We start from the raw sequence: 24,384 nt of genomic DNA on the forward strand, positions 1-24,384 counted from the left end.
TTTATTTTGAATAGTATTCATTTTGAACAACGAAATGCGAGAGAATAAAATTATAAATACGATAGAAACCGAACGACTGTATCTTAGACAATGGCAAACGAGCGACTTTGCGCCATTCGCTGAGATGAACGCTAACCCTGAAGTAATGGAATACTTTCCTAAGTTATTAACTACTTCGATGAGTAATGCTATCGCCAAAAAATGCCAGTCGCTGATTGATGATAATGGGTGGGGTTTTTGGGCGGTTAGTCTAAAAGAGACAGATACTTTTATCGGTATGGTTGGATTAAATAACGCGTATGCCGATATGCCGTTTTCTCCTGCTGTCGAGATTGCTTGGCGCTTAGATAATGACTATTGGGGATTAGGGTATGCGACTGAAGCTGCCCGAGCATCTCTGAATTTTGCCTTTGTTGAGTTAGGGATTGAGGAAGTAGTTTCATTTACAGCAGTCATTAATAAGCGCTCACAATTGGTTATGGAGCGCCTTGGTATGACCAATACACAAGAAAACTTCTATCACCCTATGATTAATCCTAATCATCGGCTCGCTGAGCATGTGCTGTACAAAATCACTCGGCAGCAATGGCAGGATACTGTGCTCACTTAATTGCATTGACGGCTGGCTTTTACTCTGTTTGGCTACTATTATCTCGCGAAAACGTCAGAATATGCCCTTTAAAAGGTAAGTCTAGATAAGTAGTATTTTCAGGTTTGACATGCTTACTACTAAAGCCAAACTCAGTCATCTTGTTGGTTAACTTGTTTTTGCGACCGCGACCAGGATCGACCACGATGACCTCGCAAGTCGGCATAGCATGACGGTCAATGAACTCAGCCAATATATCAATGTGTTGGTCTTCATATAGCAAGTCACTGCCGATAATCATATCAAATTTACCAAGATGGCTATTGTCTTCTGCCCAATCTAAACGCTCAAAATTAATCTCTTTGTTATTGTTCAGCGTGGTATTCCTATCAAGGAAATACTCAACCGTTGGATGATAGTCAGTCGCTGTGATGTCCGCATGTCTATGATTCAATAGCAGACTAGAGAGCGCCATACCGCAGCCAACTTCCAAAATACGTTTGCCTGCAATATCGTAATCGAGCATATGATTGGCCAGCACCAAGCTTGACGGCCATATCACCCCAAACATCGGCCAAGAAGCAGAGCAGATGCCAAGGTTTAACGCTTCGTCATCAGGGTCGCTAAATTGTTGATTGTCACGCAAAGTACAAATATGAATGTCGGTGTTGCCAATTTCAATCGTTTGATAACGCACGCGCACAGTGGTCAGCGAAGTCATAAACTGTCCTAAAAAATAAGCAAGAATGCAAGGTTTGGCAGGGGTTGCCGATTTCGGTAGGGTACAACGTTGGAAAAGATAATTAAAATATTGGAAGCGGTATAGATGTTTGAATGATTAGAGATTTGTGGCAACTTAAGTTGTGGCAAGAAAATACCTAAGTGTATGAGAAGAGTATGACCTAAATTCTGACAAGTTATTGTTAATTCTGAGAGTATTGTTATTGCTGCATAGAGTTAGCCGATATCAAAGAGTGATATAGGTAAGAATGGTACGAACAGTTTCATATAAGCATAAGTAGTGTGCTTAGCTAGAATTAAGCACACTGCTTATGCTCGCGTAAAAGATTGAGATTAGGCATCAAATCAGTCGATGCAACGGAATCAACTAAGTGAGTTAAATCAGTTAAGCAACCTCCTTAATTAAGAAATCTCAATCCAGAGGTTTTGAGTGCCCATACCAGCTCGACAAAGGCACGACTGTTGGTCAGAGGTTCGCCATCGATGATGAGAACGTAGCCTGCGTTATCTATCCATAAAAATACAAAGCTGGTCTCAGGAATGAGTAGGTCTACCTGCTGAAAAAACGAGATTGCTTGGCTTTCTACCGCCCATCCACGTTGCTTTTGGCGAAGCATAAAGCCTGAAAAATCAGCGGCGGCGACACTGAGCATATCTGCTTCTTCTTGACTATAGCCCACTCGCGCCAAACAAAATCCTTCATCAGAGCCGATCGCGGCACGGCGTTTACCAGATAAGCTCGCCACGACATAAGGCAAGAACTGGTCCAATGGTAAGTTAGGTGCTGGTAAAAGTAGCGACAGCTTTTCAATCCAACCTTGTTCTATAAAGCTCTGTAGCCATTGTTCAGAATAGCGCTGAAGCCAGTCAGCAGCGAGCAACGTCTGATCATAAGACAGCAAATCCTGTAATGCCAACTGCTCATCAGTTGGTTCGTTCTGTGAAAACGCCTCAAAAATACCAGCTGGCGTCAGGGTGAGATAGGTTTTATCAGCATTTAAGTAAGAAGACATAGTAACTACCATTATGATAAAAGTGATTAATAAGTGACAAATTAGGCTTTCATATCGTTGAGTTCAAATAATTTCGATACAAGGAAATCGAGCGTAAGTTATACATTAGTATGCTTAGCGAGGATAATGATGTAGCGGATTTATATGGATTTGACTATAGTTTGATCGAGATGTTGTTGGCAGTTGTCCCAGCGTGCATCGAACTGCCAATCACTTCTACCCAAGCGGAACCATACCAGCGAAAACGCAAGGCGATCATTGCGCGCAGTACAATGGGCAAAAAACTCATTTTCGATTTGCTCGATCGTACCCCAGTCTTCGTCCTCACGCGCTTGCATCAGCTCAGTAGTGATGTCTTTAGCGATTTCTCGGGCATCGTCGCTGCTGATACGCAGCCGTTGCTTTTGCTCATTGAGAGAAGGAGATATCAGCACACTCCAACGAGTGGCCAACATACTATTGCGCTGGATGTATCTTTTTTTATCAATGCACTCGCGAAAGCCTTGCTGGACATGAGGATACAAACGATCTTTGATACGGGTAAATAGGTTGTTTACATCGTATGGGATATCAAACCAGCAACCATAAAAAAAGTCTGCCACTGCACCCTGTAGCGGTTCTTTCTCCGTCAATAACAAAGCTGCGTTGATACGCTGCTCATGAAAATGACGGTTGTTAGGAGCTAAAAACACTTTACGAGAGTAAAACCGAAATACTCGGTGCGCGACTCTTTCATTTTCTTTGATCAGGTCTGAATCAGACATAATAATACCCTCCTGTCATTGCTATCATTACAACGGTGCTTGCTTCAGTGATATGATGTCATACGACAAGCGATAATGTAATCCAGAGAAATAGCGCTTGATATCAATATAATGATTGAGCGACTAATCCAATAATGTCTGCATCAAATCAATCATAAATTCGGCATCTTCTTCGCTCATTGGCTCAAACCCTTGAGGCATGCCAAGCTCAGCCAAGGCCTCTTTACCATCTGCATCGTTGTGCAAATTCAGGATGGCTTCTAGGAAGATTTGTGCATCGGGAAAGTCTTCTTTGACTAGTAACACATGACTGATATCAGCCAAATCACTTTCGATAAGTACTGACAGCTGAGTCTTGGTCAAGCGTGAGAAGCTATGAAAAATCTCTGCCAAAAAGAACGCGACTTGGGCTTCACCTTTAATGACCTTGCGGGCAGCCGCTTGATAGGTCTCGGTCACATCCCAGTTGAGATCAGAGGCTTCTATATCGACGGCTTCTAGCAATCGCAAACCAATCAGTTTGACATCTCGGTTGTCCGCCATCGCGACAGTAGCCCCTGCTCGAATGTCTTCCAAACGGCTAATAGCGCTATTAGCTGCGGCTGCAATGACCATCTCATCAGATTTGCCGATAGGTCGGGCAATGGCTCGATAGCCTTGCTCTCGGATGAGAGTGGCTGCATCAAAAGGGTTGGCATAAATGATTTGAATGTCACCAGCATCAATGACCTGCTCTTGCTCAGCGTGAGAGGCAGGGATATTGAGATGCATGTTTAAGTTGGCACGTTTTTGAATCAAGGTGTTGAACATGTGCCAGCCTGCAAAGCGATCAGGTGAGAAATCAGGGGCGATTAACATATTGTGTGTCGTCATGAGTTAGCCTTCCTCATCTTGTTTCATTTGGGCATATTGAGTCATCGCCGCTTCAATTTTGCTGCGTGATGGTTTGCGTCGTACCGAGGTGTAGCCGACGGTTTCACCGCGACGCACGTTAGGCACCACAGTGGCATAGACCCAATAATGACTGCCGTCTTTGCATAAGTTTTTGACATAGCCATGCCATTTTTGTCCAGACTCGGCAGTACTCCATAAGTCTTTATAGGCAGCTTTTGGCATATCAGGATGACGCAAAATATAGTGCTGTTGGCCAATCAATTCATCTACATGATAGCCACTGATTTCGACAAAGGCGTCGTTGACGTGAGTGATGATACCGTCGAGATTGGTACGCGAGACAATCAGTTTGCCATCTGGGTAGGGGCGCTCTATACCAGTATCATAGACAGTCCGTGACGTGCCATCATGATAAGTCATCGTGATTTGCTCAGCAGGCATATCGGGTTTGTGTGCATCAGGGATTGGAGAACCCATGGTCATCTCCTTCGTTGATCGTTATATCGTCAATCCTCTATAAGTTAGATACGGTGTCAGCCTTGCTTAGCCTACTACTTGTAGTACTTTCACTCGGCTTCCTTGTATCCAAATTATATTGAATCAACTATGTTTATAGTAATTAAAAGCTAATAAATTCGATAAGCAGTCGCTAATCAAATGAGCTTTGCCAACGCTTCTGAAGCGCGCTTAATATCTAGGAATATCAAGCCAAGCTTGGCATTGGGCTTTGCCATGATGGTGAGTACGGCTTCATCGCCTGATGAGGTCATGATGACGTAGCCTTTCTCGCCTTGAATCATAATACGATCGATACTACCGCGTGCCAACTCGCGGCCTGCACGGTCACCTAATGATAATAATGCTGCTGACATAGCACCCACACGATCTTCATCCACGCCGGTTGGTAGAGCTGAAGCAATCATAAGACCATCGTTAGAGATTAGCGCAGATGCTTCAACATCTGCTGATGAACTGTTTAAGTCTTCCAATATCTGCTGAAATGAATCTGTACGCATATCGCTTTCTCTGTACTGGTGATTGGTTTTTTATTTATGAACTAATGAAGTTAGTCAAAAATATCCTTGTTTAAAGAAAGGTATTATAATTCCTTCCTAATAATATTGATATACATTTGCCCAATTAAAAGTAAATTTTTTGGAATTTTATGCCTTTTGTCATCAAATCATTACCCTTTATCTTTATTTTTTCGAGGAAAATGGTGGTTTTTTATTATGTCTAGTCGATGAGCGGTTGAAGACCTAGCAAGATCCTTGGTATTTTTTTTCAATAGAGATATTCTTTGTAACTATAGATTAATGTCCATCATTGCTATCAAACGGAGCCGCTGAAATTTAGCTAATAAAAATCGCTTATAGATTCTTATGATGAAGATATTTACTAGACTTATAAGTCTCAAAAATGATATACAGTCATGAGGGGATAAATGTTGACACTTCTAAATGCGTTATAAAAATACAAATTGAGTCAGCTTTTTTGATCCTATCAGTCTCTATACATAATCTTGTATAGGGGCGATTTCAGTTTTACATCAACGTTTATAATCCTTTTGTTTACTCAATATATTGTAGCGTCGATGTAAATAATTACTATCACCAGTTTTATCCTAAGGAAGAAATACATGAGCATCAGTGAAGCCATCCAAAAAGTCGAAGCACGTTATGCCCATCAGCCCGAATTCATTCAAGCAGTAAAAGAGGTGGCAATTACGATTCAACCTTTATACGATGCGCATCCTGAATATAGTACGTTAAAGGTATTCGAGCGTTTGGTAGAGCCTGATCGGGTATTTGGCTTTCGTATCAATTGGGAAGATGATCAAGGCGTGGTACAAGTCAATCGTGGTTGGCGTGTGCAGTTTTGCAATGCTCTAGGCCCTTACAAAGGCGGTCTTAGATTCCATCCTACCGTCAATCAATCCGTATTGAAGTTCTTAGGCTTTGAGCAAATCTTTAAAAATGCCTTAACTGGCTTGCCTATTGGTGGCGGTAAAGGTGGGTCAGATTTTGATCCTAAAGGTAAAACAGACAGTGAGATACGTCGTTTTTGCTATGCCTTTATGCGTGAGCTACATCATTACGTGAGCAAAGACATGGATGTGCCTGCTGGTGACATCGGCGTCGGTGGTCGAGAAGTTAGCTATATGTTTGCGATGTATAAAAATTTAACACGCGAATCAACAGGGGTTATCACTGGCAAAGGCGTGGGCTTTGGTGGCAGCTTGATGCGTACAGAGGCGACTGGCTACGGTGCAGTCTACTTCTTAGAAAATATGCTCATCGCTCAGAACGATAAGCTTCAAGGCAAAAAGGTGCTGATATCAGGAGCAGGTAATGTCTCATTACATGCTGCCGAAAAAGTGAATGCGCTAGGTGGTATAGCAATAACTGTCTCTGATTCACAAGGGACGTTGCATGATGAAAATGGTCTCAATCAAGAAAAAATTGATTGGCTCAAAAAACAAAAGCAGCAAAACAAGCCTTTAGCAGAGTATGTTGATGTTTATGGTGGCGAGTGGCTTGCCAAACAGAAACCGTGGCAGTTTGAAGCTGATATTGCGATTCCATGCGCTACTCAAAATGAAGTCAATGAAGCTGATGCCAAATTGTTGGTCGAAAATGGCGTGAAGTATGTGGTGGAAGGCGCTAATATGCCACTCACTGCGGAAGCAATTGATTGTATCCGTTTGCACCGTGTTCATTATGCACCTGGTAAAGCTGCTAATGCGGGCGGGGTAGCAGTATCTGCGCTTGAAATGTCGCAAAACTCTGTCCGTCAATATCAAACCTTTGAGCAAGTCGATGAGCGTCTAAAAGGTATTATGAAAGATATCCACGACAGTGCTGCGAATGCTTCAGAACAATATGGTCAAACTGACAATGGTTATGTCGACTATATGGCTGGTGCCAATATGGTTGGTTTCAAACGTGTGGCTGATGCGTTGGTTGCTTTTGGTATTTTGAACTAGTCTTACTTATAAGTGGTAAACAAGCCTTAGCGGTTGGTTCATACGGACAAATAGCAAAGCCCCAGTCACTGAATGATTGGGGCTTTTTTAATTGAGATAAACAAAGGTAGGTTGATTACAGTGTCTCGCGCCATTGTCCTTGAACCATAATGCCTTGGGTAGGATTTAGTCCCATCTGATAGGCCAAGTCAGCAGGACGAGCGATATCCCATAGCGCTAAATCAGCATCACAGCCCACTTCCACTTTTCCTTTGTTGGACAGCCCTAACGCTTGTGCTGCATAAACGGTTGAGCCTGCCAATACTTCTTCAGGCGTGAGGTAAAATAGCGTACAACCCATATTCATCGCCAACAACAGCGACGTCAACGGTGAGGTGCCAGGGTTACAATCGGTTGAAATAGCCATAGGAACGTGATGTTTACGTAAAGCTTCAATCGGTGGCAACTTGGTGTCACGTAGCGTATAAAACGCCCCTGGCAATATCACGGCAACGGTATTGCTAGCCGCCATTTTTTTGATGTCTTCTTCTGATAAGTGCTCTAGATGGTCGCTCGATAGCCCTTTATATTCAGCAACTAAGGCACTACCACCTATATCAGACAGCTGCTCAGAGTGCAGTTTGACTGGTAGATTTAATGAGCGAGCCACTTCAAACACTCGTCTGATTTGCTCAGTACTAAAAGCGATATTTTCACAGAAACCATCGACCGCATCGACCAAGCCTTCTTCATGCAGAATGGGTAGCCACTCGCAGACTTGCTCAATATAGTCATCTGCACGATTTTTATACTCAGGTGACAAGGCATGAGCCGCCAAATACGTGGTACTTACATGAATGTCGTATTTTTCTCCCAGTTGACGAGCGACCGTGAGCATTTTGCGTTCAGTGTCCAAGTCCAAGCCATAACCTGATTTGATTTCGATACTGGTGACGCCTTCTTTCATGAGCGCGAGTAGACGTTTTTCACTTTGTGCAAATAGCGATTCAATACTGGCAGCGCGGGTAGCCGTGACCGTCGCGACAATACCACCGCCTTGTGCTGCAATGTCTTGATAACTAACGCCCTGCAAACGTGCTTCGAACTCATTGCTACGGTTGCCACCATAGACGATATGCGTGTGACAATCGATAAGCCCTGGGGTTATCCATTTACCATCCACGTCTGTGATTTGGCTAGCTTGATATTTAGGCAGATGAGCAGTGATTTGATCCTGTGTGCCAACCCAAGCGATTTTACCGTTTTTAATACCGATAGCCGCCTTTTCTAACTGACCGTATGGAATGCTATCAGTGTGCTTATTTTCATCATCACTTGTCTCAATACCAAAACCATAATGCGCTGAAAAAGTGGCAAGATTGGCATTGATAATAATATGATCAAATGATGACATAGTAGATGCATCTAGCGTCTTTTCTATAGGACTTTTCGATACGGAGTTCTTTGATTTATTCATAATATGCTCCTGATTTTTGTGAAGTCGATGATCTTTATTGGCAAGATCTAAGCGCTAAGTAAGTGCTGCTCTACAATAGTGGCTAGTAAGCGAGCAGCAACTTTGCAGCTACGACTATCAACGTCAAAAGTAGGATTAATCTCAGCAATGTCGACCGTTTTTACTTTGCCTGATGCCATGATGGTTTTGACCATACGCTCAACAAAACCTAGCTCAATACCAAAGGCGGCAGGTGCGCTCACACCTGGAACGACACTGGCAGGTAAGCAGTCCATATCGATGGTTAAATACACGATATCGACTTGATTCACAAAGCTTTTGACCCGCTCAGCAAGTGTATCCCAAGGCTGATAATGACAGTCTTCATCACTAATGACCTGTACGCCCAATTGCTCGGCACGATCGAAAAGCGCCGCCGTGTTAGAAAAGCGACTGACGCCAATACAGCAATAATGAAAGGGCTGGCTATGTGCATCAAGGTGCTCGGCAATTTGGCGAAACGGTGTCCCAGAAGTTGCGACATCCGACTGACGAATATCAAGGTGGGCATCGAAATTAATAATTCCGATAGTAAGCGCTGTGTTTGTGCTGATAGTTGCTTCGCTTGTATTTTCTAAAGCCTGCCATAATCCTAAAAAGCTACCATAAGCAATAGCATGACCACCACCAAGCCCGATGGGTAATCCACCTTGCTTAACGATAGTGCTCACTGCATCAGCATATTTGAACTGAGCTTGCTCAAGGGTGCTCTCGGCAAAGCCATCATTATCATTACAATGAATGTCACCAGCATCACCCAATAAGGTTGATAATTGACCATCAAAACGTTGTTGTAAATCAGCGATGACTGGCAGTGTAGCAAAAGCTCGACGAATCAATGGGGGAGCAGCTCTAGCACCTACGCGGCCTTGGTTGCGTCTGACTCCTTGATCACAGGCAAAGCCAATTAGCCCAATATGTTGAGCCTCATAAGGCTGAGTAAGCTGATACCAATAGCGGGCACGCGCAGTCTCAAATGGCTCTGCACGTCCTGTCCACTGGCTCATATCAGCAGGTGTATGGCTAATGCGTGAGGTAGTCATTGGTGTTCTCGCTATTGTCATTGCTGCTCTCCACCCATTAATCTTTATTTAGACTCGTACCAATCGCTGCGTAGTGACTGCCAATGCTCAGCAAGCGTACCGTCTAATACCAATTGCTTGGCTGCTTCGATATCAGGGGCTAGATAGCGATCTTTGTCATAGAAAGTCACTTTCTCACGTAGTTTCTGATGTGCCACAGTCAGCGGCTCTGACGTATCTAGTCCGCGATGGAAGTCGATGCCTTGACCAGCAGCCAGAAGTTCAATACCAATAATGGTGGCAGTGTTTTGCGCCATCTCGTATAGGCGACGTGCGCAATAAGTTGCCATTGAGACATGGTCTTCTTGGTTGGCAGAGGTCGGGATACTATCGACGCTACCAGGGTGGGCGATAGATTTGTTTTCTGAAGCCAGTGCTGCGGCGGTCACATGAGCAATCATAAATCCTGAGTTTACCCCAGCGTTATCAACCAAGAATGGCGGTAAGCCACCTGATAGCGTCGCATCGATTAGCAAGGCCACACGGCGCTCAGACATCGAGCCAATCTCAGCGATTGCCAAGGCCAAAATATCGGCGGCAAAGGCGACAGGCTCAGCATGGAAGTTACCACCTGATATAGCAACTGGCCCATCTTCGTTATTGAAAATAAGTGGGTTGTCAGTTACTGCATTAGATTCTATTAGCAGAGTTTTCCCTGCTTGGTTGATGATATCAAGACAGGCACCCATGACTTGCGGCTGACAGCGTAAGCAGTAAGGGTCTTGCACTCTATCGTCTTGCTCACCATCATGTGAGGCACGGATAGCACTGCCTTTGATGAGTTGACGATGTGCTTTGGCGATTTCGATTTGACCATGATGGCCACGTACTTCGTGAATACGCGCATCAAATGGTGAGTCCGAGCCTTTTGCCGCATCAATTGATAGTGAGCCGACAATGGTCGCAGTCTCAAGCAAATCACGCGCCAAGAAATAACCACGTAATGCCAATGCGGTTGATACTTGCGTACCGTTGATCAGTGCAAGGCCTTCTTTAGCTGCAAGAGTAATTGGCTCAAGTCCATGCTGGGCTAGCGCGTTTGCTGCAGGCACTTTTTTACCAGCGACAAACACATCACCTTCACCCATCATCGCAAGCGTCATATGTGATAATGGCGCTAAGTCACCAGATGCACCAACTGATCCTTTGGCTGGGATATTGGGTGTGATTTGATTGTTGATTAAGGCAAGTAAACTATCAACTACCTCGCGGCGTACACCAGAGACGCCTTGCGCCAGACTGGCAATTTTCATCACCATAATCAGTCGTACCACGCCTGCAGGGAGAGCTTCACCCGTGCCCACTGAGTGAGAAACGATCAGGTTACGCTGAAGTAGCTCAAGTTGATCATCACTGATACGTGTCTTAGCAAGTAGGCCAAAACCAGTGTTGATACCATAAGCGCTTTTGTCTCGCGCAATGATGGTACGTACATCTTCGTGCGAGGCATCTATCGCCTCATAAGCGCTCTCAGGTAGTGTCAATATGACAGGCTGCTCGTAGATATCACGTAGCATCTCAAAGCTAAGCTGGCGAGGATGTAGGGTTAGTTGTTTGATATTGCTCATAAGGGTAATCCTAGTTGCATAGTTATCTAGCTATTTATTTTTATAAAGTAAAATGATTCGAACTATTTAATCATTGGTAAATTTAGACCATAATCTCTCGCTGTCTTAATCGCCAACTCATAACCTGCATCTGCATGACGCATAACCCCTGAGCCGCAATCATTGACTAATACGCGTGACAGTCTTTTGGCCGCGGCGTCCGTGCCATCCGCTACGATGACCATACCTGAATGCTGCGAATAGCCCATGCCGACACCGCCGCCATGATGTAGTGATACCCAAGTTGCGCCGCCAGCCACATTTAGCATACCGTTTAATAATGCCCAATCAGATACCGCATCTGAACCATCTTTCATGCTCTCTGTTTCGCGGTTTGGACTAGCGACAGAACCCGTGTCTAAGTGATCACGACCAATGACGATTGGGCCTTTTAGTTCACCGTTTTTGACCATTTCATTGAATGCCAAACCTGCTTTGTCACGCTCACCAAGACCTAGCCAACAGATACGAGCAGGCAAGCCTTGGAATTGAATACGCTCTTTTGCCATATCTAACCAGCGATGGATATGTTTATTTTCAGGGAATAGCTCTTTGATTTTTTGATCAGTCTTATAGATATCTTCTGGATCACCTGATAACGCTACCCAGCGGAACGGGCCTTTACCTTGGCAAAATAGCGGACGAATATAAGCAGGGACAAAGCCTGGGAAATTAAAGGCATCTTTGACCCCTTCATCAAAAGCGACCTGACGGATATTATTACCGTAATCAGTCGCTGGAATGTCCATCGCTTGCAAGTCTAAAATCGCTTGGACGTGTACGGCACAAGACTGAGCAGCGGCTTTGGTCAGTGCTGCATGTTGGTCTGGATTTTCTTGTGCTGCTTTCCATTCTTCAACTGTCCAGCCACTTGGTAGATAGCCATTAATCAAGTCATGCGCTGAGGTTTGATCAGTAACCAAGTCAGGTTTTATCTCGCCTGCATTGGCGCGCTTGACCATCTCAGGCAAGATATCAGCCGCATTGCCAAGTAGCGCGATAGAGACGGCTTCACCTGCGTCAGTATGCTGCTTAATCAGCTCATAAGCATGGTCAAGGTTGTCAGCTTGCTTATCGACATAGCCTGTACGCAAGCGAAAATCAATACTAGACTGCTGGCACTCGATGTTTAGAGAAGTCGCACCAGCAAAGGTCGCGGCTAATGGCTGTGCCCCGCCCATACCGCCAAGACCAGCGGTCAAAATCCAACGTCCTGCCCAGCTGCCATCATAATGCTGGCGACCGGCTTCGACAAAGGTTTCATATGTGCCTTGGACAATACCTTGAGTGCCGATATAAATCCAGCTACCGGCAGTCATTTGACCATACATAAATAGGTCTTTGCGATCGAGCTCGTTGAAATGCTCCCACGTCGCCCAGCGGGGCACAAGGTTGGAGTTGGCAATCAATACACGCGGCGCATTTTCGTGAGTCTGAAAGACGCCAACCGGTTTGCCTGATTGCACCAATAAGGTCTCATCGTCTTCTAATTCTTTGAGTGACGCTAGGATTTGATCATAGCTTTCCCAGTTACGGGCTGCACGTCCGATACCGCCATACACAACCAAGCTTTTTGGGTTTTCGGCCACATCAGGGTGTAGGTTGTTTTGGAGCATACGATAAGGGGCTTCAGTCAGCCAGCTTTTGCAATTTAATGTGCTACCAGTCGGCGCAGCGATTTCGCGGCTCTCATCACGGCGGGTAGGTTTGTTGCTATCGGTATCAGTAGTCATGGTCAAATCCTTATGAAATCTTTTTAGACAATAAAGTAATCAAAGTAAGCGTTTTACAGTCAGTCTATAAATTCGGCGAAATATCGATTAGATGACGCAGATTTTTAGCACTACTGTAAATTTGTATATACAAATTATCAAAGATTATTTTCACACGCAAGTACTTTTTTATAAATGACTCAATTATTTTTGTGAGTGTTTTGGCAGATAGACAGAGGTGAAGGGGTTTTGCTGAGGTTCATGAAGTTATCTCGTGATATTATGGCCTCATTATTATTGATGAAACTAACGGTTAAAGACGAATATGACAAAGACGATTCCAGCCTATCAGCGGATTAAAAATGCCATATTGGATAATATCCATTCCGGAAAATGGCAGGCGGGCAATGCAATCTCTACCGAAATGGCCTTGGCAGAAGAGTTTGGGGTATCGCGTATGACGGTCAATCGTGCCTTAAAAGAGTTGAGTGAAGAGCGGGTATTGGAGCGCCGCCAAGGGTCGGGGACATTCGTCGCCCAGCAGCAGTTCAATCATACCTTTGTAGAAGTGCGTAATATTGCTCAAGACTTAAAATCAGCCAATCGTGACTACCAAGCACAAGTCGTGAGTAAGCGCAGTATTACCGCTAGCATGCTGGACGATGAGCTACGCCGTAAGTTTGATATTGATGAAGAGTCTGTGATTGATGAAGGGTCTGTGCCTGCTAATACAAGCGCTCAGACAGATGCTAGTGATGAAGCTGTCCTGTATGAAGTAAAAATTATTCATTTTGCTGATGGTCAGCCTATACAGTTTGAAGAGCGTTGGGTCGATGCCAAAAAAGTGCCGAAGTTTATCGATCAGGATTTTAGTGTGGTCAATACCAGTGATTACTTAATTGCCAAAAGCCCTCTAGAGAGTGGTAGCTATACCATCCGAGCATTGGCAGCTCCTGATGAAATTGCTAAGTTTTTGCAAATTGCGCCGCAGTCACCAACGCTTGTGCTGCGTCGGCAGACCTATTCGGCTGGTCAGGTCGTTACCTTTGTAAAAATGTGGCATGCAGGAGATCGCTATCAGTTCTCAGGCGAGTTGTAGCAGATATAGTCAAGCCTATATCAATCCGCTACATCCTCATCCTCGCTAAGCATACTAATGTATAACTTGCACTCGGTTTCCTTGTATCGAAATTATATTGAACTGACTATAGCTTACGTATGTTCACTGATTGTGTACGTTTTTCTGTCTAAAGTGAGATACTATATCCATAAGCTGCTATTTAATAAGGTAGCAATTGACGTTAATTAAACTCGTCAGAATATTTGAACAATCGTTAAAAATTAAAATATAATATAGAAACAGTATTGAAAAATAGCCCGAATAACCTCAAATCGGGCAACCAAAGCCGAATATCATAGAAGAGCTTATATTGTTCTTCTGTGTCGGCTTGCCCTATTTATTAGCACCGTATATTTTATTAGTGCTGTGTGTCTTATTAGCATTATACGTTTTTACTTTATTCATTCACTCTTATAAGGACGTCTTATGAAACGTCGTACTCTTTTAGCCCTTGCCGCCAGCACTATGTTCCTTGCCGCTTGTGGTCAATCTACTACCAACGAAGCCGATACTAGTGCAACTGACAGCGCTGCAACAGGCGGTTCTGATTTGCTACAACGTATCAACAACGGCGGCACCATCAACGTCGGTACAGAGGGTACTTATCCTCCGTTCACGTACCATGATGAGAGCGGCAAACTAACGGGTTATGATGTCGAAGTAACGCGTGCAGTAGCGGATAAACTAGGCGTAGACGTTGAGTTTAAAGAAACCCAATGGGATGCGATGCTGGCTGGTTTGGATTCAAAACGTTTTGATATGGTGGCTAACCAAGTTAGTTTGACCACGCCTGAGCGTAAAGCAAAGTATGACAAAGCAATGGCTTATAGTTGGTCAGGTGCGGTTGTATTGGCACCTACTGATGACAACCGTTATAGCTCGTGGGAAGGTCTAAAAGGCCTACGTACGGCGCAATCACTTAGCAGTAACTACGGTGAGCTTGCAGAGCGTTATGGCGCAGAGATCGTTCCTGTCGATGGTATGGCGCAAGCGATTCAATTAGTGAAGCAAGACCGTGCTGACTTTACGATGAATGACAATCTAGCGGTGTTAGATTATCTCAAAAAATTTCCAGATTCTGATCTTGAGATTAAACTGACTGCACCTGCTAGTGAGTTACGTGGTTCAGGCCTAGTGCTTATCAAAGGTGATGATGAAGTCGTAGCGAAACTGGATGAAGCGATGGCTGAATTGGCGGCTGAAGGCACGCTAACTAAGCTTAGTGAACAGTTCTTTGGTGCTGATATAAGTCAACAAAAATAATGTCAGTTTCTATCATGTCAGCTTCTGTAATGTCTACGTCATGGTTCGCGGACTTATTGGCAGTATTGCCATTTATGAGTCCTGATCGAGCGCAGATTGTTATCTCGTCGTTTTGGCCAATGCTCAAAGGCGGTATCTATTATTCGATACCGCTGGCGTTGATCTCATTTGCGATCGGTATGGCCATTGCACTGACAGTGGCATTGATTCGTATCATTCCGCGTGCCACTTGGTTCCATGAAATCATTTATCGGCTCGCTCGTGTCTATGTGTCCGCCATTCGCGGTACACCGATGCTGGTTCAGCTGTTTATTATTTTCTATGGTCTGCCAAGTGTCGGGGTGAAGCTCGATCCCTTTCCCTCAGCGATTATCGCGTTCTCACTGAACATCGGTGCGTATGCATCGGAGACAGTGCGTGCCTCGATTTTATCGATACCAAAAGGACAGTGGGAAGCAGGCTCGACGGTTGGCTTGACGTATCTACAGACGTTTCGTCATGTGATTTTGCCGCAGGCGCTTAGAGTATCGGTACCGCCGTTATCTAATACCTTTATCAGTCTGGTAAAAGATACCTCACTTGCTTCACTGGTGCTAGTCACTGAGCTATTCAAACAGGCGCAGATTATCACAGCACGTAACTATGAGTTTATGCTGGTCTATACCGAAGCGGCAATTATCTACTGGGGTATCTGTCTGTTCTTGACCTTTATCCAAGGCAAGCTTGAAACTCGGCTAGACCGTTATGTGGCAAAATAAGCTACGTAGTAAAATAAATTATGGCTCAATAGACACTCCCTAGCACAACAGGAATTTTTATGATCAAAGTCACTAATATTCATAAAGCCTTTGGTGGCAATCAGGTGCTAAAAGGCATTGACTTGACCATCAATAAAGGTAAAGTAGTCGTAATATTAGGACCTTCAGGATCGGGTAAAACCACCTTTTTGCGTTGTTTAAATGCGTTAGAGATTCCTGATCAAGGTGTGATTGCTTTTGATGACGATAGCTTGAGCGTCGACTTCGCAACTAAGCCAAGCAAAAAAACGCTACTAGCTTTACAGCGTAAGTCAGGTATGGTGTTTCAGTCTTATAACTTGTTTCCACATAAGACAGCCATTGAAAACTTGATGCTTGGGCCTACAGTGGTACAAGGGCAAAGCAAAGCGCAAGCCCGTGAGCAGGCATTGGTACTGCTAGAGAAAGTTGGACTGTCGGACAAAGCAGATCTCTATCCATTCCAGCTATCTGGTGGTCAGCAGCAGCGTATTGGTATTGCCCGTGCGCTTGCTATTGAGCCGTCATTGTTACTATTTGACGAGCCAACCTCTGCACTTGACCCAGAGTTGGTACAGGATGTGCTTGAGACGATGAAACAGCTCGCCTCTGAAGGTTGGACCATGGTCGTAGTAACTCACGAAATCAACTTTGCTCGTGACGTTGCCGATCATGTTGTACTGATTGAAGACGGTCATGTGGTTGAAGAAGGCAGTGCCAAGCAGCTCTTTGAGGATTCAAAGCACCCTCGTACGCAGGCATTTTTGCAACGTATTGAGCAGTAAAAACATTTGTTTTTGCGTAAGTAATAAAATAAGAAGCTCCAATCACGATGCCATGGTTGGGGCTTTTTTATTGAAATAAATTGGACGTATCTCAAATGAGCAGATAGTAACACTATGCCCTTTGTCGTTGTTTTAACCAGCGAGGTACGCGAGTGGCGGTACCATTTAACACAGCATTTAATAGAGCCGCTAGCAAAATAAGCGCCACGCCTAGATATTGAATCCAAGACAAAGATTGATGCAGTAATAGCATCGCGAGCGCAATTGCAGTTAATGGCTCAAAAATCGTAAATACCGATGCACGAGTGGCGGGTAGCTTTTCCAATGCCTTCATATATAGCCCAAATGGTACGACGGTTCCCAATAATGATAATCCTAAAACATAGCCCCAAGTCATTAAGGGCAGACTCAATAACTGATCATAAGTGTTATAGGTCTCAGGCAAGAGGAGTAGTACGCCAGCACTAATGATAATGGAAGTGAAAAATACCAGAGGGGCAGGGTGAGCGTAATGCATCGCGCGCTTGCCCAGTACACCATATAACGAATAGCACATCCCTGCTGACAGACCGAGTAAAATGCCCCAGTTAACTTTTGCTTGTTCACCTAACATCGTTAAGCCAACGCCAAACACCGCCATTAGGGCTAGCAACACTGATTTACGAGTAATGGACTCACTCAGTAAGAATTTTGAAAACAATAAGCTAAATACGGGCGCGGTATAGAGTAAGGCAACGGCAGGGCCAGCACCAACATAACTGACCGCAAAAAAATAGCAGACAGACATGCCAAGGACACCTATCAACGACTGCATCGCCAGTCCGAGCCATTGTTTTGACTGTAATTTGATAAGGTGTGGCCACAGTTTTGGTAGCATGGCTAAAATGATAAAGGCCGCCGTGACGATACGTAATATGGTTACTTGCCAACCACTAAATCCAATTTGGTTTAGGTAAGTCGAGAATATACCCAACGTACCCCAGCAGATAGCAGCCGTGATGATTTGGATGGTGCCTAGCCATGATTGATGCGAGTGGGTCGTCATTCCGTTGTCGATGTTTGCCATACTGTTTTCTTCTTACGATCTAAGTGACACAAGATGTTGTAAGATTGCTATTGATACAATCTCTCCAAGCAATACTGAAATAAGAAAAGACAACCTGATTAAAGGCTGTCTTTTGTTTATTCTTTTGAGTCTATCACTAAAAGATAATAAATGACTACTAGGTCGTGCGCTAAATTCAATTGATAGTTATTCCAATGGCTCAAAAATGGCTAGCGTTTACTAAATAACCTAAACAATATCGAATCATTAACTCATATCATATTCTTGTTCGCATCACTTTTTTATTTCTACAGTCTCTGTTAATCAATCCATAAAAAGAATGTTTGCTCTCGGAGAGCATTTCGCTGAATAAAGCACACTTTTTCCACTTGGGTTCTTGGTAAATGATCCGTATCAGCTCCGCAATTTTTTGAGCGCTGTTTTATCCACTGAGTCTGCTCTTTCTTAAGATCAGCCGCCATATCTTCACCGTACAAGCGTCTGACTTCATTTCGCGTTACTCTATAGCTTTCATTCAATGCTTTATCAGACGTGTTATATATCTGATCAATCAGAGCAGCTTGTGATGCTAATGGCAGATAAGTCGCATTTTCTTTGTAGGTAGCACTATAGGTATCGACTGTCCATTTACTTCTTATAGATATTTCATGGTTTGATGTGTCTATAAACCCATCAAAATCTTCGCCCTCAAAGGTACAACCCTGAAATCGACACGGGGTCACGCCATCTTTACATAAGCTATGCTTGGTTTCCGCAGAGTAGTATTTAACAGCGTAGGGCGACTTACTAGGTTCCGGTGTTGTCTGCAATAGCCGTCCTAAATCGGGAGCGACTAGCAGCATATTGTTGCAAGTAACGCTTCCTTCTGCACAGCTCTCATAAAGGTTAAGACGTTGACCTTGGATGTCCATGCCCATTGTAAAGTTTGCCTGTACAGGAGCTACAGCCGAACTGATAGATGTCACTAGCGTTAAGCTCAAGAGCAACGCAGTACGTCTGAGTAAGCTGGAAGTATTTAGGCTTGAGGCAGACATGGAGACGGACATATAGGTTTATACCTGTAGCAAGAAATTACTCAGCAATCGCTTAGCGCCTTCAGTGGCAAACGACTCAGGGTGAAACTGTACTCCTTGGATTGGGTACTCTTTGTGCGCCAGTCCCATAATCTCATCACCAGTCAATGCTGACTCAGCAAAGCTCAATTCAGCACGGCTGTCATTGGCGACTACTGAGGTAATTGTCAGACAGCTTGGTATAGTGTCAGCTTTTACCACCAGTGAGTGATAGCGCATGATCTCAAGCTCTTGTGGCAAGCCTTGATAGATACCTGAATTATCATGGCGAATTGATGAGACCTTGCCATGCATCGGCACACTGGCGCGTACCACATCACCGCCGAACACATGAGCGATGCCTTGCATGCCGAGGCACACACCCAGTAGTGGCGTCGTTTTACCCATTACTTCGATCACTTCGGCACAGATACCAAAGTAGGCCGGATCATCGGGAGAGCCTGGGCCAGGTGAGATAATGATTCTATCAAGATTCATCGCTTCTACGTCTGCTAAAGTAATTTCGTTATTGCGTTTAACGATGACGCTGGCTTCTTCATCACGGTCTAAGGTTTGCAAAATCTCACCCACGTATTGGTAGAGATTGAAGGTAAACGAGTCGTAGTTATCGATAATTAAAACATTCATGGGTCATAAACTCTTTTGTAAAAATATAGCTAGGTAAAATATGGTCAATTTATGCAGTACGTTTGGTATGTATGAGTTATGGCTGATACGAATTACGACTGCATAAAGCTGTCTAATACGACTTTCATCGCCGACAGTTTACGCTGAATCTCTAAGTATTCATCTGCTGGGTTGGAGTCGTAAACGTTACCACCACAAGTTTGAGCGTAGGCAGACTCGCCATTGATAAAGAGGCTGCGAATTGGAATGGCAAAGATACAATCACCATTAAAATTGAACGAGCCTAATGCACCACCGTAAGCTCCGCGACCATCTGGCTCTAGCTCATTAATCACCTTAATGGCTTCTACTTTAGGTGCGCCTGATAGCGTCCCAGCAGGGAAGTTACTGGCAAGGGCACTAAACATATCTTCGTTAGGATGCAAGATACCAACGATTTCAGAAGAAATATGCTGCACGTGAGAGAAGCGTTTGATATCCATCAGGCTACGGACTTTTACTGTACCAAATCGTGCCACACGGCCAATATCATTGCGATGTAGGTCGACTAGCATATTGTGCTCGGCAATCTCTTTGTCATCGTTGAGCAAGGCGCGGGCAAGCTTACGGTCTTCGATCACATCGGCGCCGCGCTTGGCAGTCCCTGCGAGCGGATAGGTTTCCATTTCACCTTGGCGCAAGCGAAATAGCAGTTCAGGAGACGCACCGATGATGCACTGCTGGGCAAATTTCATAAAATACATATGCGGTGATGGGTTGACGGCACGCAACTTTTCATAAATCGGCATCTTATCACCAGCGATACGATATTTAGACTTAAAACCTACCTCACACTGAAAGATACGCCCAGCGATGATGTCTTCTTTGACTTGCATGACGACATTGGCATGCTCCTCTTGGCTCATACCATCGCCCAAAAATTCAACTTTAGGCGCTTCATAGCTAGGCGTTGGCTCATCGAGTAGGGCTTTGATTTGCTCGATGCGGTTTTCTTGTTGAGCGGTTGAGTAATAAAAGTAGAAGATTTCCCCAGTCATCTTATCTAGGGTCAATCCATCTAAATACACGCCAAACTTAAATGGTTCAAAGTCTTCACTGGCTTTTGCATTGAGGCTAGGTTCAAAGAAGTTCACGCAGTCATAACCCAAATACCCGACCAGACCACCACTTTGATCGCGAGCAATGACGTGCTGCGGTGTTATGTCACGCAGTAGCTGATAAGGGTTGTCAGTTTGATAATGGCTTGTTTCAGCAGTTTTATTATCGGTAATGGCAAGCGTGTTGCGGTCTAAGGCTGCGATAGTTGTCACAGGGTCAAAGCCAATCGCATGGTGGCGCGATATATGGCTGTCTTCACCTAATGATTCGAGTAAATAGCAGGTATCAAACGCGCTTTCGATACGTTTGAATAATGCAAAAAAATCGATATCTTGCGTCAGTTTGATGCGTTGTGGTTTGCTCGGAATATCGATAGGAGCAGGTTTGGTCTGTGTGCGAGTACTAGAGGTCATAACAAAGTCCGAAATGGTTCAAATATGTGTTGATTAATAAGTGTCGATTAATAAGTGTCGATTAATAAGTATAAGTTTCGTCAGTAAAAAGCTAGATAGTATCGTCGTCAGAGGCTAAGAGCGGTCTCTATGAGTGGCCAGTAACGCGCTGACATCATGGCTTTGCTTGGCCTTGGCACCGCGAGAGACAGTGGCGATACCAACGCCTAGCTGCTCAGAGATATCACGTTGGGTGATGCCACGATCTAGCAAGTCAAAAATGCGAATACGATTGGCGATGTCATGCTGTTCTTTATCGGTCAGCAAGGCACTGAGCAGCTTTTCGATATCTGCGCTATCAGTACAGTTTGCCAGATGACTCAGTAAGCTGTGATAAGGGTCAGTACTCATAATTTATCGTCTTATAATCAGTCGTCTTAATCAAAAATAGCCAGGGTAGCCATGAAGCTCTCGGCTTGTATCAGCATTCTAGTACAGTAGTACAAGAAATACAAGTGATGAGCTAAGTTAATAACAGGCTGCTATAGACGTGATGATTTTTAAGCTTTGTTTATATAGATTCAACTCGTGGCCAGCGTCATATTCGATAGCATATTTATAGTTGGTACCAAGCGTTGCTGTGTTTCCTTGGCATACTAAGCACTAGAATTGAGAATGTATAATATTAATTATTGCCAAATTGTTAATACTTAGTTATTATGCCTCTCATTATTTAAACGCTAATTATTATCATTAACATTAATCATGTTATTCGCACGATGAGTTAAGTGTTTTAAGGTGTTTAATCTTCTGGTGAGCACTATTTTAAGGGTTATTTGACGACAACTTTTAAAAATAATTTTAAAAATTCTAAATTCTGACAGTAAACAAAGTGAGTAAATGTGTTATGCGCGAAGTAAAGTTATCTAGTCAATTGACAGTATTGTCTATCGGTGTCGCCGCTGTATTGTGGACGCAAGCTGCCAGCGCTGCAACGGCAGCAGATATGCCAAACACGACATTACAGACTATCACTGTAACAGCAAATAGCTCAGTACGTGACGCTGTACAAGAAGACTCTGTCTATATAGATGACTACACCCCAGCTGCACAAGCCAGCCATTTGAGCGATTTTCTGGACGTTGTACCAGGGGTGAGCGTGGGCGGTACCTCATCGGTCAACCAACGTATTCGTGTACGTGGTCTTGATGATACCAATCTAAAAGTAACGATTGATGGCGCACGTCAAGAAGGCGCGTTGTTCTACCATATGGGTGATGTCACTATTGATCCAGATCTGCTAAAACAAGCAGAAGTATCAGTGGGCAATAACTCAGTGACGCTAGGTAATGATGCCATCGGCGGTGCGGTTGCTTTTGAGACGGTCGACGCGGCAGATTTGCTTAAGCCAGGTCAAAAGGTAGGTGCTAAGCTGCATACAGGTTATGCTAGCAACAATGATGAACTGCTAACTTCAGCTACTGTATATGGTGCGCCAACAGAAAATGTTGATTTACTGGCTTATTATGGTAAACGCAATGCGGACGCTGGTGAAGACGGTAAAGGCCGTAAAATCCAAACGGAAGACAGCGAAGGCGAAAACATCCTATTAAAAGCTGGTGCTTATGTCGGTAGTGATCATCATGTAGGCGCTAGCTTTAGCCGTACCGAAAACAAAGGCAAGTTCCCATTACGTCCAGATTTTCCTGCTGGTGGCTGGAACCCAATCATCCCGCAGGAAGTCAAACGCGATACCTATGCACTTGACTATGCTTACAATCCTGCCAACCAATTGGTCAATGTAGATGCCAATGTATATCAGACCAGCACGCAGATTTTGCGTAACTCTGATGGCGTACCTGGGTTTGAGTTTGATGCAGAAGTCCAAACCACAGGCGCAAAAGTACAAAACACTAGTATCGTTGATAGCAGTATCATCAATGGTGTGCCAGGGGTTCATAAGTTCATCGCTGGGGTTGAGCATTACAAAAAAGAATCTGAGATGACACGCGACTTTGGTAATGCGAGCACCGATGAGGCAACCAATACGTCTGTATATCTAGAAGACCAGTGGCAAATGGGTAAGCTTAGCTTAACGCCAGGCGTCCGTTATGACCGTTATGAGTCTCCAGAGTATGTATCTGCTGGCAAGACTTATGACAATGTCGTTGGCGCACTAGCTGCTAGCTATGAGATTGCACCGCGTACCCAGCTATTTGCAAGCTATACGCAGTTATTTAATGGTCCAGATCTTAGCCAAACCATCTTTAATTCCGATGGTGTCGATACATATGTGAACAATGACCTAAAAGCAGAAGAAGGTGACAATGCAGAAGTCGGTATTGCTACAACGCTGCGTGGTCTAACAATGGCTGATGACTCTTTAAAATTAAGTGCTAAATACTTTGAAACCAATATCGAAAACTATATTGAGTTTGTACGTGCAGGTAATGGTAGAGTTGGTTTAGATTGTGCAACTGGACAGTTAAACGGTAGCTGCCAAGGTGTCATTAATAATGACGAAGATTTTAAAATCAAAGGTGTAGAGCTATCAGCCGACTATCGAGCAGATAACTTCAACATGGGTCTAAGCTATGCTCGTGCGCGTAGCAAAGGCGAGGATACGGGTTATAATATCTCTTCTGTCAGTGGTAGTGGCTCTGAGTCTGGCGATAAGTACATGGTCAACCTAGGTTATGCTCCAACCAATACTACTGAGCTTGGCTGGCGCAGTACTTATGTCGCCGATGTGACACCGAATACCGCTGATGATGACAACGAAAAACCAGGCTATGACGTACACGATATCTTTATGACTTACACGCCAACTCAAATCGAAGGTCTAAAGGCCACACTAGGTGTGTACAACATCTTTGATGAGACTTATGCAAGCCATGCGTCACGTAACTCTATTGATGATGACTATACTGATTTTGAGATGGGACGTAATATCAAAACGTCTTTAACTTATCAGTTCTAATCTAGCTTATCGAATTTAAGTCTAATCGTACTTATAAAGTCAGCTGTCTTACACGGGAGCTGGCTTTTTTTACGAGATTTTTGAGAGTGCGATTTATCTAAGAGTAGATGTTAAGTTGCTCGTTTGGTAGAAGGTGAGGCTACCGTATAAATAGCATATGAGTTAAATCGTATGCGAGCACTACGCCAATACTCTAAACAACAGCGAGATATCATCGAAGCTCATTTATATCTCCCAAATTATCAGGAAATAATTGTGAGTGAATACGGGCATAGAGTAAGTAAACGTCGAAATTCTGAATCTGACGCATAATGTTTCTAA

At 44.1% G+C, this 24,384-nt stretch carries 22 protein-coding genes; 7 read left to right on the plus strand and 15 right to left on the minus strand.

The features are described from left to right. The first annotated feature begins 34 nt into the window (after positions 1-34). Positions 35-610, plus strand: coding sequence for a GNAT family N-acetyltransferase (locus CXF61_RS12900; protein ID WP_165598496.1), 576 nt, complete (start codon positions 35-37; stop codon positions 608-610). 19 nt (positions 611-629) lie between these two features. On the opposite strand, the gene CXF61_RS12905 is transcribed toward CXF61_RS12900, so the two are convergent. The 6 genes from CXF61_RS12905 to CXF61_RS12930 form a co-directional block, all read right to left on the minus strand. Further along, entirely contained in the window at positions 630-1,310 is a 681-nt protein-coding gene (locus CXF61_RS12905; protein WP_165598497.1) for a class I SAM-dependent methyltransferase, read from the minus strand. A 418-nt stretch (positions 1,311-1,728) separates the two neighbouring features. Beyond that, a complete protein-coding gene (locus CXF61_RS12910) occupies positions 1,729-2,343 on the minus strand; it encodes a hypothetical protein (RefSeq protein WP_165598498.1) in 615 nt (204 codons plus the stop codon). Positions 2,344-2,483: 140 nt separating this feature from the next. After that, a complete protein-coding gene (locus CXF61_RS12915) occupies positions 2,484-3,107 on the minus strand; it encodes a hypothetical protein (RefSeq protein ID WP_165598499.1) in 624 nt (207 codons plus the stop codon). 123 nt (positions 3,108-3,230) lie between these two features. Next, a complete protein-coding gene (locus CXF61_RS12920; RefSeq protein ID WP_165598500.1) occupies positions 3,231-3,980 on the minus strand; it encodes a PhnD/SsuA/transferrin family substrate-binding protein in 750 nt (249 codons plus the stop codon). A 3-nt stretch (positions 3,981-3,983) separates the two neighbouring features. Further along, complete coding sequence (locus CXF61_RS12925; RefSeq protein WP_101205202.1) at positions 3,984-4,478, minus strand: PAS domain-containing protein; 495 nt, start codon at positions 4,476-4,478, stop codon at positions 3,984-3,986. A gap of 176 nt (positions 4,479-4,654) precedes the next feature. After that, entirely contained in the window at positions 4,655-5,017 is a 363-nt protein-coding gene (locus CXF61_RS12930; protein WP_010201036.1) for a roadblock/LC7 domain-containing protein, read from the minus strand. 623 nt (positions 5,018-5,640) lie between these two features. On the opposite strand from CXF61_RS12930, the gene gdhA reads away from it, so the two are divergent. Next, complete coding sequence (gene gdhA, locus CXF61_RS12935; RefSeq protein ID WP_165598501.1) at positions 5,641-6,987, plus strand: NADP-specific glutamate dehydrogenase; 1,347 nt, start codon at positions 5,641-5,643, stop codon at positions 6,985-6,987. 115 nt (positions 6,988-7,102) lie between these two features. Here the strand turns inward: gdhA and hutI are convergent, their stop codons facing one another. The 4 genes from hutI to hutU form a co-directional block, all read right to left on the minus strand. After that, positions 7,103-8,380, minus strand: a complete 1,278-nt coding sequence (gene hutI / locus CXF61_RS12940) for an imidazolonepropionase (RefSeq protein ID WP_227526706.1) — start codon at positions 8,378-8,380, stop codon at positions 7,103-7,105. A gap of 110 nt (positions 8,381-8,490) precedes the next feature. After that, complete coding sequence (gene hutG / locus CXF61_RS12945) at positions 8,491-9,525, minus strand: formimidoylglutamase (RefSeq protein ID WP_227526699.1); 1,035 nt, start codon at positions 9,523-9,525, stop codon at positions 8,491-8,493. A gap of 44 nt (positions 9,526-9,569) precedes the next feature. Beyond that, entirely contained in the window at positions 9,570-11,132 is a 1,563-nt protein-coding gene (hutH, locus tag CXF61_RS12950) for a histidine ammonia-lyase (RefSeq protein ID WP_165598504.1), read from the minus strand. Positions 11,133-11,194: 62 nt separating this feature from the next. Then, positions 11,195-12,904, minus strand: coding sequence for a urocanate hydratase (hutU, locus tag CXF61_RS12955; RefSeq protein WP_165598505.1), 1,710 nt, complete (start codon positions 12,902-12,904; stop codon positions 11,195-11,197). Positions 12,905-13,208: 304 nt separating this feature from the next. Here hutU and CXF61_RS12960 point away from each other — a divergent pair, with 304 nt between their 5' ends. The 4 genes from CXF61_RS12960 to CXF61_RS12975 all read left to right on the plus strand — a co-directional run bounded on the left by CXF61_RS12960 (position 13,209) and on the right by CXF61_RS12975 (position 16,827). Continuing rightward, complete coding sequence (locus tag CXF61_RS12960; protein WP_165598506.1) at positions 13,209-13,982, plus strand: UTRA domain-containing protein; 774 nt, start codon at positions 13,209-13,211, stop codon at positions 13,980-13,982. Between the two features lie 447 nt (positions 13,983-14,429). After that, complete coding sequence (locus CXF61_RS12965) at positions 14,430-15,266, plus strand: amino acid ABC transporter substrate-binding protein (protein WP_057761253.1); 837 nt, start codon at positions 14,430-14,432, stop codon at positions 15,264-15,266. Positions 15,267-15,340: 74 nt separating this feature from the next. Continuing rightward, a complete protein-coding gene (locus tag CXF61_RS12970) occupies positions 15,341-16,024 on the plus strand; it encodes an amino acid ABC transporter permease (protein ID WP_179797881.1) in 684 nt (227 codons plus the stop codon). Between the two features lie 59 nt (positions 16,025-16,083). Beyond that, positions 16,084-16,827 (plus strand): amino acid ABC transporter ATP-binding protein, encoded by a 744-nt coding sequence (locus CXF61_RS12975; protein WP_057761251.1) that lies wholly within the window; start codon positions 16,084-16,086, stop codon positions 16,825-16,827. Between the two features lie 112 nt (positions 16,828-16,939). Here the strand turns inward: CXF61_RS12975 and CXF61_RS12980 are convergent, their stop codons facing one another. From CXF61_RS12980 to CXF61_RS13000, 5 genes are all read right to left on the minus strand, one after another. Further along, entirely contained in the window at positions 16,940-17,893 is a 954-nt protein-coding gene (locus CXF61_RS12980; RefSeq protein WP_165598507.1) for a DMT family transporter, read from the minus strand. A 299-nt stretch (positions 17,894-18,192) separates the two neighbouring features. Beyond that, entirely contained in the window at positions 18,193-18,927 is a 735-nt protein-coding gene (locus tag CXF61_RS12985) for a lysozyme inhibitor LprI family protein (RefSeq protein WP_193834237.1), read from the minus strand. A gap of 18 nt (positions 18,928-18,945) precedes the next feature. Next, the gene (locus CXF61_RS12990; protein WP_165598509.1) at positions 18,946-19,593 is read right to left on the minus strand and encodes an anthranilate synthase component II; all 648 of its coding nucleotides are present in this window, start codon (positions 19,591-19,593) and stop codon (positions 18,946-18,948) included. 92 nt (positions 19,594-19,685) lie between these two features. After that, positions 19,686-21,104, minus strand: coding sequence for an anthranilate synthase component I family protein (locus tag CXF61_RS12995; protein ID WP_165598510.1), 1,419 nt, complete (start codon positions 21,102-21,104; stop codon positions 19,686-19,688). A 114-nt stretch (positions 21,105-21,218) separates the two neighbouring features. Then, positions 21,219-21,494: a Trp family transcriptional regulator gene (locus CXF61_RS13000; protein WP_165598511.1), complete on the minus strand. Its 276-nt coding sequence runs from the start codon at positions 21,492-21,494 to the stop codon at positions 21,219-21,221. Positions 21,495-21,990: 496 nt separating this feature from the next. On the opposite strand from CXF61_RS13000, the gene CXF61_RS13005 reads away from it, so the two are divergent. Beyond that, positions 21,991-24,063, plus strand: a complete 2,073-nt coding sequence (locus tag CXF61_RS13005; protein WP_165598512.1) for a TonB-dependent receptor domain-containing protein — start codon at positions 21,991-21,993, stop codon at positions 24,061-24,063. Positions 24,064-24,384: the final 321 nt, after the last annotated feature.

This window comes from Psychrobacter sp. 4Dc (assembly GCF_002836715.1).
Classification (GTDB): Bacteria; Pseudomonadota; Gammaproteobacteria; order Pseudomonadales; family Moraxellaceae; genus Psychrobacter.

Excerpts from the sequence above, each read along its gene's own strand:
- hutU (WP_165598505.1), bottom strand. The coding sequence starts at position 12,904 with ATGACTACTGATACCGATAGCAACAAACCTACCCGCCGTGATGAGAGC.
- CXF61_RS12990 (WP_165598509.1), bottom strand. The coding sequence starts at position 19,593 with ATGAATGTTTTAATTATCGATAACTACGACTCGTTTACCTTCAATCTC.
- CXF61_RS12920 (WP_165598500.1), bottom strand. The coding sequence starts at position 3,980 with ATGACGACACACAATATGTTAATCGCCCCTGATTTCTCACCTGATCGC.
- CXF61_RS12980 (WP_165598507.1), bottom strand. The coding sequence starts at position 17,893 with ATGGCAAACATCGACAACGGAATGACGACCCACTCGCATCAATCATGG.
- CXF61_RS12960 (WP_165598506.1), top strand. The coding sequence starts at position 13,209 with ATGACAAAGACGATTCCAGCCTATCAGCGGATTAAAAATGCCATATTG.
- CXF61_RS12915 (WP_165598499.1), bottom strand. The coding sequence starts at position 3,107 with ATGTCTGATTCAGACCTGATCAAAGAAAATGAAAGAGTCGCGCACCGA.
- CXF61_RS12930 (WP_010201036.1), bottom strand. The coding sequence starts at position 5,017 with ATGCGTACAGATTCATTTCAGCAGATATTGGAAGACTTAAACAGTTCA.
- CXF61_RS13000 (WP_165598511.1), bottom strand. The coding sequence starts at position 21,494 with ATGAGTACTGACCCTTATCACAGCTTACTGAGTCATCTGGCAAACTGT.
- hutH (WP_165598504.1), bottom strand. The coding sequence starts at position 11,132 with ATGAGCAATATCAAACAACTAACCCTACATCCTCGCCAGCTTAGCTTT.
- CXF61_RS12905 (WP_165598497.1), bottom strand. The coding sequence starts at position 1,310 with ATGACTTCGCTGACCACTGTGCGCGTGCGTTATCAAACGATTGAAATT.
- CXF61_RS12970 (WP_179797881.1), top strand. The coding sequence starts at position 15,341 with ATGAGTCCTGATCGAGCGCAGATTGTTATCTCGTCGTTTTGGCCAATG.
- CXF61_RS12925 (WP_101205202.1), bottom strand. The coding sequence starts at position 4,478 with ATGGGTTCTCCAATCCCTGATGCACACAAACCCGATATGCCTGCTGAG.
- gdhA (WP_165598501.1), top strand. The coding sequence starts at position 5,641 with ATGAGCATCAGTGAAGCCATCCAAAAAGTCGAAGCACGTTATGCCCAT.
- CXF61_RS12975 (WP_057761251.1), top strand. The coding sequence starts at position 16,084 with ATGATCAAAGTCACTAATATTCATAAAGCCTTTGGTGGCAATCAGGTG.
- CXF61_RS12965 (WP_057761253.1), top strand. The coding sequence starts at position 14,430 with ATGAAACGTCGTACTCTTTTAGCCCTTGCCGCCAGCACTATGTTCCTT.
- CXF61_RS13005 (WP_165598512.1), top strand. The coding sequence starts at position 21,991 with ATGCGCGAAGTAAAGTTATCTAGTCAATTGACAGTATTGTCTATCGGT.
- CXF61_RS12985 (WP_193834237.1), bottom strand. The coding sequence starts at position 18,927 with ATGTCTGCCTCAAGCCTAAATACTTCCAGCTTACTCAGACGTACTGCG.
- hutG (WP_227526699.1), bottom strand. The coding sequence starts at position 9,525 with ATGACTACCTCACGCATTAGCCATACACCTGCTGATATGAGCCAGTGG.
- hutI (WP_227526706.1), bottom strand. The coding sequence starts at position 8,380 with ATGTCATCATTTGATCATATTATTATCAATGCCAATCTTGCCACTTTT.
- CXF61_RS12910 (WP_165598498.1), bottom strand. The coding sequence starts at position 2,343 with ATGTCTTCTTACTTAAATGCTGATAAAACCTATCTCACCCTGACGCCA.
- CXF61_RS12900 (WP_165598496.1), top strand. The coding sequence starts at position 35 with ATGCGAGAGAATAAAATTATAAATACGATAGAAACCGAACGACTGTAT.
- CXF61_RS12995 (WP_165598510.1), bottom strand. The coding sequence starts at position 21,104 with ATGACCTCTAGTACTCGCACACAGACCAAACCTGCTCCTATCGATATT.